The organism is Brachyspira alvinipulli ATCC 51933 (assembly GCF_000518245.1).
GTDB classification, from domain to species: Bacteria; Spirochaetota; Brachyspiria; order Brachyspirales; family Brachyspiraceae; genus Brachyspira; species Brachyspira alvinipulli.
In genome coordinates, this window is record NZ_KI912405.1 from 174,243 (window position 1) to 191,533 (window position 17,291).

Sequence of the window (17,291 nt, forward strand, 5' to 3'; positions counted from 1 at the left end):
ATCCTAAAAATTAACGCACACCTTATATACTATAAAGCATATTATGTCAATACAAATTTTGAAATTTAATTTAAATTTTCTTACTTTTTTAGCAAACTATACCCTGCTATAATATATATTTTTTACATTAGTTAATATAATTTTTTAATGATGTAAGATATAATCTATTTTAATTTATCCGGATTTAGACATTTTAAACTATCAATAACAAATAAACCGTCTTTTCTTATCAGTTTATCATCAAAATATATTTCTCCTCCTCCATATTTTTTAGTCTGAATACATACTAAATCCCAATGTATCTGAGAATTATTTCCATTAGGAGCTTCATCATAACAAGAACCAGGAGTAAAATGAAAACTACCCATAATTTTTTCATCAAATAAAATATCTTTCATAGGTTCTGTTATATAAGGATTAACTCCTATAGCAAATTCTCCTATATATCTTGAACCTGCATCAGTATCTAATATTTTATTTATTCTTTTTGTATCATTACATGAAGCATTAACTATTTTTCCATTTTTAAACTCAAATTTTATATTCTCATAAGTAAATCCATCACTATAAAGAGAAGGAGTATTATAGCTTAAAACTCCATTAACAGAATTTTTTACAGGTGCTGTAAATACTTCTCCATCAGGTATATTCATTTTCCCATCGCATTTTATAGACTTAATACCTTTTATAGAAAAAGTTAAATCCGTCCCATTTCCGACTATTTTAACTTTATCTGTCTTATCCATAAGCTTAACTAAATTATCCATAGCTTTTGACATTTTAGAATAATCCAAATTACAAACTTTAAAATAAAAATCTTCAAACTCATCGCTGCTCATTGAAGCCTGCTGTGCCATTGCTGGAGTAGGATAATTCATAACCACCCATTTTGTATTTTTTACTCTCTCTTTCATATGTACAGGATTTAAATAAAATTTCTCATATATTTTATTGTTCTCAGTTTTTACAGAAGAGTTTTCTGCACTATTTAAACCACCCCATATTCCAACATAGGCATCCATATCTTTCATAAGCATTAAATCAGATTTAGCCCAAGTTTTCATTTGTTCTTCATTACATTTTTTTAATAATTCTCTCATTATATGAGGATCATGATTCCATACAAAAGGATTAGCACCAACTTTATAAGCTTCATTAATAATCGCCAAAGCTAAATTACGTTCATCTCCCTCTCCATAGCATTTTATTAAAATATTTTCACCTTTCTTTAATTGACATGAATAATTTACTATTGTCTTTGCCAGTTTTTCTATTCTTAAATCTTTCATAACTATTAATCCTTTTTAAAAAAATTATATTATTTACAAAAAAAGCAGCTATGCAAAATAAATGCAAACTGCTTAACAATTTTCTCAATTTCAATATCACATATTATCTATTAAATAAATGCATATAAGGAGCATTCATAATTTCTGCAAGCATTACAGCAGAAAAATTCGCTTCTTCTCTATTATAATCAGCTCCATTATCCAATAATACCTTAATAACTTCTTCTGGTTGATTCTTAATAATAGCCATATGCAAAGGACTTACGCCTCTTTCATTAATTACATTTACATTTGCACCTTTGGCAATTAAAGCAGCAACTACATCAGGATTATTTATCTGTACAGCCAAATGAAGACAGCTCATTTGATTATCATAATAATTAACATCTTCCTGAGTGCTTTTGTCTATTATTTCTAATAACTTATCAATGTTTTCTTTTAAATCAAAATTTTCATCATCCTTCTTTTTAATAATTTTTTGAAGAAGTTCATACAACCTTGACTTCTTGTATAAATTTGAATTAATTGGCATTATCCTTTATCCTCTGAAATAATAATATTCAATATTATAATATAAACTTAAAATTGTTGCAATAAAAATATAAATTAGAATTTATTTATAATAAATTTTCTATATCATTCATTATATTTTTGGGTTTAACAAAAGGTGCGTATCTATGTATTATATCCCCATTCCGGCTAACTAAAAATTTAGTAAAGTTCCATTTTATATTTTTATTCAACATATAATTACTATTATTTATAAGATATTCATAAATAGGTTCTATATTACAACCCTTTACAGATATTTTACTAAATCTTTCAAATGTGGTTCCATAATGAATTTTACAAAAATTATTTATATCATTATTAGAACCTGGTGCCTGATTTAAAAATTGATTGCATGGAAAATCTAAAATTTCAAAACCTTTATCTTTATATAAATTATATAACTCCTGAAGCTCTATATATTGATTAGTAAATCCGCATTTAGTAGCTGTATTAACTATTAAAATAACTTTATTCTTATATTTTGATATTGATACATCATTTCCATTAATATCTTTGACAATATAATCATATATACTCATTTTTCTTCACGTTCTTTCATTTTATATTCATTCCAAAGTTTATCCATCTCATCCAATGTCATATCCTGCAATTTTTTATTCATCTTAAATGCTGACTCTTCAACATAATTAAATCTTTTAGTAAATTTTTCATTAACTCTTATAAGTGAGTTTAAAGGATTGATTTTATTCATACGGGCAAAATCAAGAACAGTCATAATTAAATCCCCAATTTCTTCTTCAAGATGATATTTATCATTATCATTATATGCTTCTTTTACTTCTTCAAGTTCCTCTTCTATCTTCTTTAACGAATCATCTATATGTTCATATTCAAAACCAACACTTGCAGCTTTTTTCATTAACTTATATGACTTTTCCATTATTGGTAAAGATTTTGGTATACTGTCAAGCACACTCTTAAATTCATTTTTATCATTCGGCTTTTCTTCTTTTTTTATTTCATCCCATTGCTTTAAAATTCCATCTACATCCTTTACATTACTATCAGCAAATACATGCGGATGTCTACGTACAAGTTTTTCATTAATATTTTTAATAACATCATCTACATTAAATTTGTTATCATCTCTAGCAAGCTCAGAAAAAAATACAACATGTAAAAGAACATCTCCAAGTTCTTCTTTAATATTATCATAATCTTTATTATTAATAGCTTCAACAAGCTCATAAGCCTCTTCCAAAAAACAAGGAATTAAACTATCAAAAGTCTGCACTCTATCCCAAGCACATCCATTCTCCCCTCTTAATGTTTTTATTATAGATATTAATTCTTCAAACGAATCCATTTAATACTCTCTTTATCAATTAACTTTATTAACTTCTCTATTTTTTATAATTCTATAATTAATTCTTTTAGGTTCTAATATTGCATTGTATATAATAGCATTTTTTATATCCAAAGAAGTAAGCATATTATTAACATATTTTTTATTTATTTTATTATCTACAACATCAAAGTTATTATCAGTATCATTTTTTATACTATTAATTTGAGATATTTTAGAATTATATTTCTCTTGAAGTTCTAATATTTCTCTGTCACTATTTGAAGTTTCATAATTGGAAGTATATACATTTTGAACTTTTTTATTTTCATTTAAAGTCTCTTCGCTATAATTCTTCAAAGATTCCATATTTTTTTTAAGTTCTCTAAATATTTCTTCTTCAGTATTTTTATTATTATATGTAGTAGTTTTTTTGGTATATGGTTTATTATTTTTAGATGTATTAGTTTTCTTTTTTCCTTTTACATTTTTATTTGGCTTAACAGCTTTTTGTATCAAACTAACAATACCCCATATAATGGCTATTATTATATATATAAGCAATTCTGACATAAAATACCTCTTATTATTTATCTATTTCTTTTTCACTATCATCAATATTTTCTTTTTTATCTTTATTTGCTCTAGAGTTAACTATTCTTGTAGTAACGGCATATACACAAAGTAATAAAAAACCAATTATCAAAAGTATATTAATAGGTGACATTAATTACTCCATTTATAAAAAATATTTACTATAGTTTAATATATAATTATATTAATTTCAAGATTATACTTAATAAATAAAAAAGGTGAAGTATATAAATACTTCACCTTTAATATTCTGTTATAACCTATATTACCAAGTATCTAGTGGATCATCTTCTTCTTTATAAGTTTCTAAGTACATATCTGTCTTAGCTACTAATTGATCGAAGTAGATATAATATTTACCATAAGAATCTCTAGGGTTAACTTTTACATGTATACCCATAAAGCTTATACCTTGCTCTACTTGTCCTCTAAAATCTTCTTGTTTAACTTTAGCTGGTACTTGTACAGTAATGTTTTTCCAACCCATAAAGTTAAGAGCTTCATTACCAACAGACTGAGGTTTACCATTTATATCATAAATGTAAAAACTCATTTTGTTATTGTGGTTACGTCCAGCTACCCAAACACTAAGTTCTTTAGTGTAACCAGGTATTTTAACAGGTCTAGGAGGAGTAACAGCGAACCAAGGGCTACCAGTTCTAAAATACTCTACTTTAGCACCTAATATATATTTATTATTTTCAGCACCTTCAGCCACTACATCAGCAGGACCACCTTCACGGCGAATGATGCTAACTACACCATAATCACTAGGCATAGAAGCTTGCCAAGTATTAGCAAATTCAAAATCATCTATTAAATAGTTAGTGATAGCTTCAGTTACGAAATTATTTCCACCTTCACCCTGATTTTGAGTAGTTTGCTCATCTGTTTCAGCCGCATCTTGGGCAAACAACAAGAATGCAACAGTTAGAATTAACATTGTTATCAAGATACTTAATCTTTTCATATTATTCTTCTCCTTACTTATACCTTATTGTTGCGCTTCTTGTGGCTGTTCTGTAGTAGTAGTATCACCTGTTGTAGTACCATCTTCACCTACTACTTTAGCTCCACCTTCTGTATACTGCTCAGAAGATCTTCCACCAACTTCTTGACCAAGTGTAGTTTCAATATCTGAACCGTCATAAGCTTCTCTAAATGTGTCTGTAACTGTTTGGAAGTAATCTAATAAAACTACAAAGTTATCAGCTCTTTCCTCTGGTGAAGACCAGAAACGGAAATTCATAAATCTTAAACCTTTAGCTCTAGGTACATAAGGTTCTTCTTGAGGTATGAAAGATGGTACTGTTGTACTCATATTTCTCCAACCTATATATCTTATAGAACCTAAAGGTAATGTATAAGTATAACCAAGATAATCTTCAAATATCATTTCCATAGTATAGTCATAATTACCACCCCATACCCAAACATCAAAAGTTTGAGCTTTACCTGGTATGATTTTTTGTACTGTTGGAACTAAATCAAAGAAGTTATAAGATTTTCTGAAAAAAGAAACACTTATTGATAATGAATTAGTTGAATTATAACTTTGGTTACCCATACCATATGGTTTTGTAGCGAATAATCTCATATTAGGATATTTCATTACAACACCATTTTCATTTGTTCTATCACCTCTAAACATAAAGCGGCTTGCATTTGATATTGGCTGCCATTCATCTAATGTTTCAAAGTTGTAAAGTAGTCTAGTTTCCATGTAAACACTAGTACTTTGTCCATAAACAGCAAATGAACATATGCTTATGAATAGACAAATGATTATGAGGTAGCGAGATAAATTTCCCGTACTTCTATAGAATTTCATAGCGCACTCTCCTTAATATTTATAGCTAAGCAATTATATCCAATAACTTAGTACCATTATATTATAATAGACAAAAATTGTCAACTATAAAATATAAAATTCTCATACTATTATATCGTTATAATAGATATTTAATTTTAGTAAAATATTTAATAAATTTGATTAAAAATGAAATTATGTTATTATACAAGAAATAATATTATGGAAGAAATATAATGAGACTTAATAAATATATAGCATCAATAAATATTGCAAGCAGAAGAGAAGCTGATAAACTTATACAAAATGGCCACGTAAAAATAAACGGAATAGTAATAACCAATCCTGCAACACAAGTTTCAGAAAATGATAAGATAGAATGTGATACAAAACAGCATGAAGAAAATAAAATATATATAAAATTGAATAAACCAAGAGGTTATGTCGTTTCTAAAAATAAAGAAGAAGGTAAGCCAATTTATAATTTAATTAAGAATGAATTTGATAATATATACCCTGTTGGAAGATTGGATAAAGATAGTAATGGTCTTATACTCTTTACAAATGATGGAGTATTTAGCAGAAAAATTATTGGAGAAAATACAAACTGTGAAAAAGAATATTATGTTAAAGTTAATGATGATATTTCAGATGGTGCATTAAAAAAACTTGAATATGGAATATCTTTAGATGGACAAAAATTAAAACCAGCAAAAGTAACAAGAATAAATAAAAACTCATTTTATATAATACTTACAGAAGGTAAGAATAGACAGATTCGCAGAATGTGCCAAAAAATAGGTTTTGAAGTTATAATACTTAAAAGATTAAGAATAGCAGATATTTTATTAAATGATTTGAAAGAAGGCTGTTTTCAACGTTTAACAAAAGACGAAATAAATTCAATACTAAAAAAATAATTTCTTAAATAAAAATAATTACTTATCAATTGATAAATTACTATAAAAATCAAATGAAATATCATACATAGTAATATATTTATTAAACATATAATACAAACATCACATTATATGATAACACATCACTATATAATATATTATTATAGTGTATTTATTGTATTTGACACATCTCATATTTTTGATATAATTCTATATATAAAGAATATTATTTTAGGGTTATTTTATATGAAAAGTAATAAAATATTATTAATTAAATTAATAGTTCCATTTGCCGTTTTTTTATTAATTGCCTATGTCATAATATATTTTACTTACAAAAATATATATATGAACGATTTTAAAAATAATACATTAATTGAGATGGATAATACAGAATTAGTTCTTTCAATAGAAATGGAAAAAATATATGATGTAATATATACACTTAGGGGATATTTCCAATCAAATGAAAATATATTTGAAAGCATTAGAAAAACACTAGAAAATATTTTAGAATCAAATAAAAACATATATGATATACTTTATGGAAATGAAATACCTTATAATATAGGCGGGCTTTTTGTTAATGGAATACAGCCTTATCCTGATACTTATGATCAAACATCAAGAGTATGGTATAAAGGTGCCATATCAAAAGATGGAATATTTATTACCGAACCATATATTGATGCTAATACCGGAAATATATGTATAACCTTATCTTTAGCTGTTTACACAAATAATTCATTAAAAGGAGTTATAGGTATAGACTTTTTAGAAATGAATAATGTACTTGAAAAAGTTATCACAGATAATAAAGTAAATCTAATAACATCATCCGGTTTATATATGTCGCATGAAAGTAAAGATCATATATTTAATGACAAATATAATGTATATGAAGAACCATTATTTAAAGATGCAAAATCATTAGAAAGTCCTGATAAAGCTGTGCTGCAAATAGTCGGGAATGAATGGTATTCTATAAAAAATTTAAGAGATACTCCATATAAAATTATAATACGCGGAACAATGGATGAAACTAATAATAGAATAAGAAAAATGATGATTGCTTATTTAGTTATTATGATTATATTAATTATTATACAAACATCTTTGGCATTTTTAGTTGTTATACCTATATCACAAATGTTGGATAAAGCCATAAAAAGTATAGAAGAGATGTCAAAAGGAAATTTTATAATAGAAAATTCTAAATCTGATAAAATTAAAAATAATCAATCAGGACATTTAATTTCTTATGTAAATGAGATGAAAAACACAGTAGGAAATGTAGTATTTAGTCTTAAATCCAATCTTTCTACAATAAATAATGAAATAGAAAATATTTCATCAAGTGCTGAATATTTATCTGATAGAAGCAATACTCAGGCTGCCGCTATAGAAGAACTTACAGGTTCTATACAATCATTATCTAGCTCTATGAAAGAAATAACTTCTAATTCATTAAAAGCAAAAGATATGAGTACAAAAATAATAGAAACTACATCTATAGGTGTAGAATCTGTTAATAATATCTCAGATCATATGAGTAAAATATCAGAATCAAGCAAAAAAATATCTGATATTACTAAATTAATACAATCTATAGCTTTTCAAACTAACATATTAGCTTTAAATGCTGCCGTTGAAGCTGCTCGTGCTGGAGAACAAGGAAGGGGTTTTGCTATAGTAGCAAGTGAGGTAAGATCTCTAGCACAAACTGTAAATGAAGCTGCAACAAGCATAACCAATATAGTGGATGAAACTGTAAAAAGAGTAGAAATTGGAAATGAATCTGCTGATAAATCTTCTGAAATATTAGAAACTATTAATAATTTGGTTAATGATATGGAAAAGGAATTATCAAATATATCTAAATCTACAGCACAAGAAGAAGATGGCCTAATGCAAATAAATGCTGCGATAAAAGAACTAAATAATATAACTCAGGAAAATTCAGGATTGGCCAATCAAAACTCTGCTTCAAGTTCTGAAATATCCAATATGAGTCAGAATATTGTAAAAGAAATAGAATATTTTAAATTTGAATAATTAAATAAAATTAATCTTTTTTAATTATATAATTTTAGCAATATATTATTAGTGAAATAAAGTAACATAATACATATACGACATATATTTAATAATACAATTTGACATATTAATTACTTTTTACTATACTATTAATATAAAATGAGGTTTTGTTGGATTTATTATTTATGAAGAACAAAAAGATATTATTGTTAAAATTAATTGTGCCTTTTGCAGTATTTTTATTAATTTCATACATATGTATATACTTCACATATAAAAAAATATATACCAAAGAATTTATAACAAATACATTAATCGAAATGGATAATACTGAACTAGTTATAGAAATAGAAATGGAAAAGATATATACTCTTATGTATACATTAAGAGGATATTTCCAAGCCAATGAAACAGTATTTACTGATATAAGAAGGACTTTAGAAAGTGTATTAAAATCAAATAAAAATATATACGATATACTTTATGGAAATGAAATTCCATATAATACAGGCGGACTTTTCGTAAATGCAATTAATCCATATCCTGATACTTATGATCAAACATCAAGACCATGGTATAAAGGAGCAATATCAAAAGATGGAATATTTATAACTGAGCCTTATGTTGATGCCAATTCCGGAGCTATAGCTATAACTTTATCATTAGCTGTATATACTAACAATGCATTAAAAGGTGTTATTGGAATAGATTTTTTGGAAATGAATACAATATTAGAAAAGGTTATAACTGACAAACAAGTTAATTTAATTACATCAGATGGTCTATATATGTCTCATCAAAATAAAGACTATATATTTAATGATAAATATAATATATATCAAGAACCTTTATTTAAAGATGCAAAATCATTAGAAAATCCCAATGAATCAATAATGAAAATAGTAAAAAATGAATGGTATTCTATAAAAAATTTAAAAGGAACTCCATATAATTTGGTAATAAGAGGCTCAATGGATCCTATTCATAATAGAATAAGCAGAATGCTCATTATAACATTGGTAATGATGATAATATTATTAATTATACAAACATCTTTAGCAATATTTGTTGTAGTACCTATATCACAAATGCTTGATAAGGCTATGAATAGTATAGATCAGATGTCAAAAGGTAATTTTATAATAGAAAATTCTACAGATAATAAAAATTATAAATCTGGTTCTTTAGTAGCTTACGTTAATAATATGAAAACTACAATTAGAGATGTAGTATTAAAATTAAACTCACATCTATCTACAATAAACACAGAAATTGAAAATATATCTTCAAGCAGTGAATATTTATCTGATAGAAGCAATACTCAGGCTGCTGCTATAGAGGAATTAACGGGTTCAATGCAATCATTATCAAGTTCTATAAAAGAAATATCATCTAACTCATTAAAAGCTAAAGATATGAGTACAAAAGTAATAGAAACTACATCTGTAGGAGTAGAAGCTGTTAATGAAATATCTATGCACATGCATGATATATCTGAATCTAGCAAAAAGATATCTGAAATAACTAAATTGATACAATCTATAGCTTTTCAAACTAATATATTGGCTTTAAATGCTGCTGTTGAAGCTGCTCGTGCTGGAGAACAAGGAAGAGGTTTTGCTATAGTAGCAAGTGAAGTAAGAGCTTTAGCACAAACTGTAAATGAAGCTGCAACAAATATAACTAATATAGTAGACGAAACTGTTAAAAAAATTGTAATTGGTAATGAATCCGCTGATAAATCTGCTGAAATTTTATCAAATATTAATAATTTAGTTAAAGATATGGAAAAAGAATTATATGATATATCACAATCCATAATGCAAGAAGAAGATGGAATAATACAAATGAATACTGCTATAAGAGAATTAAATAATATAACTCAAGAAAATTCCAGCTTAGCATCTCAAAATTCTACATCAAGTGCTGAAATATCAAGTATGAGTAAAGAAATAGTTAATGAAATAGAATATTTTAAATTAAAATAAAACAGGAAACATCTATGATATCCTATTTTTACTATTTCATAAAGAAAAGAATATCTTTCCATTTTCAATATTGGCACTTGCTACTAATATTTTAACTTTATTGCCAAGTTCATAAGCTTTTATTTTATCTATATATACACTTTGCATATCTTGATAGAATTTATAATTTGAACCAACATATGTAGATTCTATAAAACCTTCTATTTCTAACCCCTCAATCTCAACATAAATTCCATTTTTTGTTATAGAGCTTATAACTCCATAATACTCATCTCCAAGTCTATCTTTCATATATCTTGCAGCTTTTATCTGCATCATATAACGTTCTGCCTTTTTGGATGTTTTATCAAGCAATGAACAATTTTCACAAGAATTTACACAAATATTTTTTAATTTTTCATCTATAGCATCATTATTTTCTATTAAAGTATTTTTAACTATTCTATGAACAAGCAAATCAGCATATCTTCTTATAGGAGAAGTAAAATATGTATAATAATCGAAACCTAAACCAAAGTGGCTTTTATTTACTGTACTATACGAAGAAGGCGTCATTGAACGAAGCAATACAGGTATCAATAAATTTTCATCTTGTTTTCCTTTAATTTCATCTATAAAAGTTTTTATATCATAACTCTTATCTTCAAGCTGCTTTAAATCATATCCTTTATTATGTGCTAATATTTTGAAATTATTAAATCTGTATTCATCAGGAGATCCATGATAACGATATATAACACCATCATAATTTGAAAGTTTTTTTGCTATTTCGCTATTAGTAAGAACCATAAGCTCTTCTACTATTTTAGATGATTCTTTTTTCTCTTCAGGATAAAACTCTATAGGTATTCCATCATCATTTAATACTATTTTAACATCTTGATCTTCAAATTCTAATCCCCTGCCCTCTTTTCTCTTTTTGTATAATATATTTTTTACATTTAAAGCATTATCTATTAATTCTAATAACCAGCTCTCATCCTCTGTCTCTTTTTTTATTATTTTTTCAACATAATCATAAGATAATTTTCTATCAGATTTTATAATACTCTTACATATAGAAGAATCTAATATTTCTCCATTTCCATTTATATTTACAATAAAAGTTAAAGCAAATCTGTCAACATTTTCATTTAAAGATATTATATTATTAGATAATATTTCTGGGAACATATTATATACAGTATCTATCAAATAGGTGGAATTTCCTCTATTTCTAGCTTCTAAATCAAGCGGAGAATCAAGCTCTATAAAATGGCTTACATCAGATATATGTATATAAACTTTATAATTATCATCATTCAATTTTTCTATACTAAAAGCATCGTCTAAATCCTTTGAACTTTCACTGTCTATTGTTACAGTTTTAATATTTCTTAAATCAACTCTGTTATCTTCTATATTGTTAAAATCTGCATTATCATTTATTTCTTCAGCTAATTTCAAAAGTTCTTCATTAAAATCTAATTTTATATTATATGCCTTAGCTATGATTTGAGAATCCAATTTTGCATTATTAACATCAATATTAACTTTTACTGATTTTACAGTTTTAGGTGCCTCTTCTTTACCTTCTATCTTATTAATATACTGTCTGCCTTCTTTAGTAACTTTTAGCAAATTGCCGTCTGTTTTTTGTATATATCCGTCGCTTATAGCTTTTCTTATTAAATTAGTAAGAGATGTCTTTTCTATGGCTGTTTTTGAATTGAATTTTATAAATATATTATAATCCATCTGATTTTTCATTAATTTTCTTATTAATTCTTCTACTGTTTTCATAATACGCCTTTTCATTAAAGTTAAAAATAAATATATACTTTTTTTGCTGTTATTTCAAATTAATATTATAAAAAAATGAAAATTATAATTTAATTACTATATATGGTTATTTTTTTATTTTTGTATTATAATATTTATAAAACTTTATTATAAAAGAAATCATCATTATGAACAATTTAATAAATGAGAATAGCATAGTATACAAATTGACAAAAATATATGAACAATACGGATACAAAAAAATCAAATTAAGCAAATTTGAAGATTATAATTTATATAATAATTATAAAGATTTTCTTCAAACAGAGCATATATTAACATTTATGAATTTAAATGGAAATTTACAGTCTTTAAGACCAGATGTCACTTTATCAATAGTAAAAAAAATACTAAAAGATAATGATAAATACACAAATAAAGTATACTATATAGAGGATATATATAAAATAGATGAAGTTTCTAATGAATATGAGGAAATACAGCAAATTGGTGCAGAAATAATAGGAACTTTAACTAAATATTCAAACCTAGAAATAATAAGTATGGCAATAGACAGCTTAAAATCAATAAATGATGATTATATATTAGAAATATCAAGTATAGACTTTATGTTCGCTCTTATAGATGAATTAAATCTAGAAGAGGATAAAAAAATGGAAATACTAAATCTGATATATAGTAAAAATAAACATGATTTGGAAAAGGCATTATCGTATAATAATATCAGCAGCAAATATAAAGATTCTATAATATCATTGATAGATTTCTCAGGAAGTTATAAAGAAGTTTTAAAAAAAATAGAAACATTAATAATAAATGAAAAAATGCAAAGTGCTTATGATGAATTAAATGCTCTATCATCTGTATTTGAACTATATAATAATTTTGAAAATATTTTCATAGATTTTTCTATAGAGAGTAAATTGGGATATTATAACGGTATTATATTTAAAGGATACATAAAAGGCAATAATGATGCTGTTCTATCCGGCGGAAGATATGATAAACTGCTTGCTAAATTTAATGCCCATGAAGTAAATGAAAAAAATAAAAAAAATGCTATAGGTTTTGCTGTTTATATAGATAAACTGTATACACAAAACATTAATAAAAATGAATACGATTTTGATATGCTCATTTTGTATAACAGCGGAGAAGAAAGATTATTATTGACAAAAGTACACGAATTCATAAAGAGCGGTAAAAAAGTAAGAACTGATATATATACAGATAACTATAATACAAATTATAATTACAAAGAAGTATATATATTTGATAATAATACTTTAATCAAAAAAACTTAATCCTTTTTTGTATCTAATAATATTACTTTAGTTACAAAAGGATGTACTTTTACTATAGTACCATCATTAAGTTTTGATTCTAATAAAGTTTTTTTAGTAGTTTCCATGTTTAAATTGTTAGACATATAGTCACCCCCTATTAACTTAGTATATAAATCATATTTGAATTGTCAAGAAAATGTATACAATTAATAATATTTTTTTACATATTATCATAATAATACAACTCTTAAAAAAGAAAAGATTTCATTTTTTATAAACACTAAAGAATAATAAACAGCATAATAATAACAAAAAATATTAACATTACTATTTGAAAAAATATTTTATTATATTATAATGTTTTTTAAAATTTAAAACTATTAAAGAATATAGATTATGATTAATATAGCATTGCCTAAAGGAAGATTAGTAAAAAAAGTTTATAGTCTATTTGAAAGTATGGGCTATGAAAATAAAGAATTACTTGAAGATAATAGGAAATTAGTATTTGAAAATAAAGATAAAAATGTAAGGTATCTAATAGTAAAGCCTTCTGATGTAGGAATATATGTTGAAAAAGGGGTTGCTGATATAGGTATTGTAGGAAAGGATATACTTCTTGAAAATAATCATGATGTTTATGAACTTCTTGATTTGAAATTTGGAAAATGCAGAGTTTGTATGGCATCTGTTAACGGATACAAAGAAGATATTGAAAGAAGATTAAGAGTTGCTACAAAGTATGTTAATATATCAAAAAATTATTTTAACTCTATAAACAGAGATGTTGAAATAATAAAATTAAACGGATCTATTGAATTAGCTCCGATACTTAATCTTTCTGATGTGATTGTTGATATAGTAGAAACAGGAAGCACATTAAAAGAAAATAACCTTACTGTTATAAAAGAAATTATTGATTATATAAGTGCAAGATTAATAGTTAATAAAGTAAGCTATAAGTTTAAAAATGATTTAATAAAAACTATAGTTAAAAATATAGAAGAAGTTTTATAAAGGAAGTTTTATGATAAAAGTAATTAATTATAAAGAATGCAAATCATTAGATGATATATTATTAAGAAGTCAATTCAGCTATGATGATGTTAATGAAAAAGTGAAGGATATATTAGAAGATGTAAAACAAAACGGAGATAATGCATTAAAAAAATATGCTAAAATGTTTGATAATGCTGAAATAGATAATTTAGAAGTAACAGAAAAAGAAATAGAAGAAGCATATAACAGAGTTGATGAGAAGTTTAAAGAAACATTAAAGCTAGCCTATAACAATATAGAAAAGTTCCATAAAAAACAATTAAGAAATAGTTATATAACCAATGAAGAAGACGGAATAGTAATGGGACAGATTATAAACCCAATAGAAAAAGTTGGAGTTTATATTCCTGGAGGCACAGCAGTTTATCCTTCAACAGTACTTATGAATGTAATACCTGCTAAAGTTGCCGGAGTAAAGGAAATAATATTAGTATCTCCTCCAAACAAAGAAGGAAAAATAAATGATAATATATTAGCAGCAGCAAAAATAGCAGGAGTAAACAGAGTATTCAAAACAGGAGGTGCTCAGGCAATAGCAGCTTTAAGTTACGGTACAGAGTCTATTCCAAAAGTATATAAAATAGTAGGACCAGGAAATATATATGTTGCTATGGCTAAAAGATTAGTATTTGGAGAGGTTTCTATCGATATGGTGGCAGGCCCTAGCGAAGTATTAATAATAGCAGATGAAACAGCAAATCATATACATATAGCTTCTGATATGCTTGCTCAGGCTGAACATGATAAATTAGCTTCAAGTATATTAATAACAACATCTAAAGAAATAGCAGAAAAAACAAAAGAAGAATTATACAAACAATTAGAAAAATTAGGCCGTAAAGATATAGCAATGGAATCTATAGAAAATAACGGTAGAATAATAATAACTGAAAATATAGATGAAGCAATATACATAAGCAATGAAATAGCTCCTGAACATTTAGAGATAAGTATAAAAGAGCCTTTCTCTGTATTAAGCAAAATAAAAAATGCTGGATCAATATTCTTGGGAGATTATACTCCAGAAGCATTAGGCGATTATTTATCAGGTGCAAACCATGTAATACCTACAAGCGGAACAGCTAAATTTGCTTCTCCTTTATCAGTAGACGACTTTATAAAGAAATCATATATAACTTATTATACTAAAGAGGCATTAAGCAAAGTAAAAGATAATATTATTAATTTTGCTGAGCGTGAAAGTTTAGGAGCACATGCCAATTCTGTAAAAGTGAGATTTTAATTATTAGTAATATTGGCATTCTTCTGCCATTTGTTTGATTTTAAATAGTACATGCTGAATAAAGTATTTATTATGTAGCATATACCCATAGAAAACCATATACCCATAAGTTCAAATTTTGGGGATAATGTGTATGCTAACAATGTTCTTAATACAAGAGTTGTAGAAGTTGTAAATACCATTATAACAATAGTTTTACCTGCTCCATTAATTACTCCGTTACATACGAACATAATAGAATAGAAAATAAATATAGGCATTATAGTATAAATATAACTTCTTGCATATTCAAAAACCTGCATATCTTTTGTAAACATTCGTATAAGTAAATAAGGATTAACAACAGAGAATATGCTCATAACAGATGATATTACAAGTCCTATTATAATACCGCTTTTTAAAATTTCTTTTACTCTCTCTATCTTTTTAGCTCCAATATTTTGTGCCGACATTGTCATAACAGCATTACCCAAAGCAGCTATAGGCATAATAAATAGCGACTCTACCCTATTTACTATAGCAACTGTTGCACTTGCTGCCTCTCCAAAACTGCTTATAAGTCTTGTAATTATAAGCCAGCCGAATGATACTATAAATTGATTAAATGATATTGGAATGCCTAATTTCATTATTTTTTTTGTCATTTCTAAATCAAATGTAAATATAAAAGGATTAATCTTTATAAAACTATTTTTAAATCTTAAATAAGTTGTACTAATTAATACAGAAGTAAATTGAGAAATAACTGTAGCAATAGCAGCACCTTTCAGTCCCATAGCCGGGATTATCCAAAAACCTTTTATTAGTATAGGATCTAATATTATGTTAAGTACAGATGATACAATTAGAAATATTAAAGGTCTTACACTATCTCCTACAGCTCTAAGTATTGAAGATATAAAAAAGTAAGCATAAGCAAAAGGCAAACCTATTATTGATATTCTTAAATAAATTAAAGCCATATCCATAGCATCTGAAGGAGTATTCATTATAACTAATATTTGTCTTGAAAATATAAGCATTAAAGAACCTACAGTAAAAAGTATAATGACTCCTAATGTAGTAGATACTTTTATTACATGACTTACTGTATCATAATCTTTGGCTCCGTAATACTGAGAAACTATAACTCCGTTAGCCATATTAACACCGAAAGCAAAAGAACCTATAAGCAGCATTATTGGAAAACTTACAGCAACAGATGATAGTCCTAGAGGTCCTATGATATTGCCTATCCAAATACTGTCCACTATATTATAAACAACACTTAATATATTAGAAAGCAGTATTGGTATAAGAAGTTTTATAAGAGTCGGAACTACTTTTTCTTCTGTTAAATCTGTACCTATATGATTAGCCATATATTTTATAACCTCAAATTAAACTTGATCTATTATAAACTATATGATAATTAATTAAATAGAAAAATATAAAATTTATAAAACG

At 25.8% G+C, this 17,291-nt stretch carries 17 protein-coding genes; 6 read left to right on the forward strand and 11 right to left on the reverse strand.

Annotation, left to right across the window (positions count from 1 at the left end):
* Window positions 1-164 precede the first annotated feature (164 nt).
* The 8 genes from T324_RS0112795 to T324_RS0112830 all read right to left on the reverse strand — a co-directional run bounded on the left by T324_RS0112795 (window position 165) and on the right by T324_RS0112830 (window position 5,464).
* Window positions 165-1,289 carry an aminopeptidase gene (locus T324_RS0112795; RefSeq protein WP_028330615.1) on the reverse strand — a complete coding sequence of 375 codons (1,125 nt, stop codon included), beginning with the start codon at window positions 1,287-1,289 and terminating at the stop codon, window positions 165-167.
* Window positions 1,290-1,392: 103 nt separating this feature from the next.
* On the reverse strand, window positions 1,393-1,821 hold the full coding sequence (locus T324_RS0112800) for an ankyrin repeat domain-containing protein (protein WP_028330616.1): 429 nt from the start codon (window positions 1,819-1,821) through the stop codon (window positions 1,393-1,395).
* Between the two features lie 85 nt (window positions 1,822-1,906).
* Complete coding sequence (locus T324_RS0112805) at window positions 1,907-2,380, reverse strand: glutathione peroxidase (protein ID WP_028330617.1); 474 nt, start codon at window positions 2,378-2,380, stop codon at window positions 1,907-1,909.
* The gene (mazG, locus tag T324_RS0112810) at window positions 2,377-3,168 is read right to left on the reverse strand and encodes a nucleoside triphosphate pyrophosphohydrolase (protein ID WP_028330618.1); all 792 of its coding nucleotides are present in this window, start codon (window positions 3,166-3,168) and stop codon (window positions 2,377-2,379) included. Before mazG ends, T324_RS0112805 begins: the two co-directional genes overlap by 4 nt.
* Window positions 3,169-3,183: 15 nt before the next feature.
* Window positions 3,184-3,720, reverse strand: coding sequence for a hypothetical protein (locus T324_RS0112815; RefSeq protein WP_028330619.1), 537 nt, complete (start codon window positions 3,718-3,720; stop codon window positions 3,184-3,186).
* A gap of 13 nt (window positions 3,721-3,733) precedes the next feature.
* Window positions 3,734-3,874, reverse strand: coding sequence for a hypothetical protein (locus T324_RS18155; protein ID WP_169730117.1), 141 nt, complete (start codon window positions 3,872-3,874; stop codon window positions 3,734-3,736).
* Between the two features lie 132 nt (window positions 3,875-4,006).
* The gene (locus tag T324_RS0112825) at window positions 4,007-4,711 is read right to left on the reverse strand and encodes a flagellar filament outer layer protein FlaA (protein ID WP_028330620.1); all 705 of its coding nucleotides are present in this window, start codon (window positions 4,709-4,711) and stop codon (window positions 4,007-4,009) included.
* A 24-nt stretch (window positions 4,712-4,735) separates the two neighbouring features.
* Window positions 4,736-5,464, reverse strand: a complete 729-nt coding sequence (locus tag T324_RS0112830; RefSeq protein WP_028330621.1) for a flagellar filament outer layer protein FlaA — start codon at window positions 5,462-5,464, stop codon at window positions 4,736-4,738.
* Between the two features lie 323 nt (window positions 5,465-5,787).
* Between T324_RS0112830 and T324_RS0112835 the strand changes: the two genes are divergently transcribed.
* The 3 genes from T324_RS0112835 to T324_RS0112845 all read left to right on the forward strand — a co-directional run bounded on the left by T324_RS0112835 (window position 5,788) and on the right by T324_RS0112845 (window position 10,475).
* Window positions 5,788-6,471 (forward strand): pseudouridine synthase, encoded by a 684-nt coding sequence (locus T324_RS0112835; RefSeq protein WP_028330622.1) that lies wholly within the window; start codon window positions 5,788-5,790, stop codon window positions 6,469-6,471.
* 225 nt (window positions 6,472-6,696) lie between these two features.
* A complete protein-coding gene (locus T324_RS0112840) occupies window positions 6,697-8,505 on the forward strand; it encodes a methyl-accepting chemotaxis protein (protein WP_028330623.1) in 1,809 nt (602 codons plus the stop codon).
* A 167-nt stretch (window positions 8,506-8,672) separates the two neighbouring features.
* Window positions 8,673-10,475, forward strand: coding sequence for a methyl-accepting chemotaxis protein (locus T324_RS0112845; protein ID WP_028330624.1), 1,803 nt, complete (start codon window positions 8,673-8,675; stop codon window positions 10,473-10,475).
* A gap of 36 nt (window positions 10,476-10,511) precedes the next feature.
* On the opposite strand, the gene T324_RS0112850 is transcribed toward T324_RS0112845, so the two are convergent.
* On the reverse strand, window positions 10,512-12,257 hold the full coding sequence (locus T324_RS0112850; protein WP_028330625.1) for an RNB domain-containing ribonuclease: 1,746 nt from the start codon (window positions 12,255-12,257) through the stop codon (window positions 10,512-10,514).
* 167 nt (window positions 12,258-12,424) lie between these two features.
* Here T324_RS0112850 and T324_RS0112855 point away from each other — a divergent pair, with 167 nt between their 5' ends.
* The gene (locus T324_RS0112855; protein WP_245580717.1) at window positions 12,425-13,561 is read left to right on the forward strand and encodes an ATP phosphoribosyltransferase regulatory subunit; all 1,137 of its coding nucleotides are present in this window, start codon (window positions 12,425-12,427) and stop codon (window positions 13,559-13,561) included.
* Here the strand turns inward: T324_RS0112855 and T324_RS18805 are convergent.
* A complete protein-coding gene (locus T324_RS18805; protein WP_281171819.1) occupies window positions 13,558-13,686 on the reverse strand; it encodes a hypothetical protein in 129 nt (42 codons plus the stop codon). The two genes, T324_RS0112855 and T324_RS18805, sit on opposite strands and share 4 nt — an antisense overlap.
* Before the next feature lie 253 nt (window positions 13,687-13,939).
* On the opposite strand from T324_RS18805, the gene hisG reads away from it, so the two are divergent.
* Both hisG and hisD read left to right on the forward strand, forming a co-directional pair.
* Window positions 13,940-14,560 carry an ATP phosphoribosyltransferase gene (hisG, locus tag T324_RS0112865; protein ID WP_028330627.1) on the forward strand — a complete coding sequence of 207 codons (621 nt, stop codon included), beginning with the start codon at window positions 13,940-13,942 and terminating at the stop codon, window positions 14,558-14,560.
* A gap of 10 nt (window positions 14,561-14,570) precedes the next feature.
* Window positions 14,571-15,845, forward strand: a complete 1,275-nt coding sequence (hisD, locus tag T324_RS0112870) for a histidinol dehydrogenase (protein ID WP_028330628.1) — start codon at window positions 14,571-14,573, stop codon at window positions 15,843-15,845.
* Here the strand turns inward: hisD and T324_RS0112875 are convergent.
* Window positions 15,842-17,206, reverse strand: coding sequence for an MATE family efflux transporter (locus tag T324_RS0112875; protein WP_028330629.1), 1,365 nt, complete (start codon window positions 17,204-17,206; stop codon window positions 15,842-15,844). The two genes, hisD and T324_RS0112875, sit on opposite strands and share 4 nt — an antisense overlap.
* Window positions 17,207-17,291: the final 85 nt, after the last annotated feature.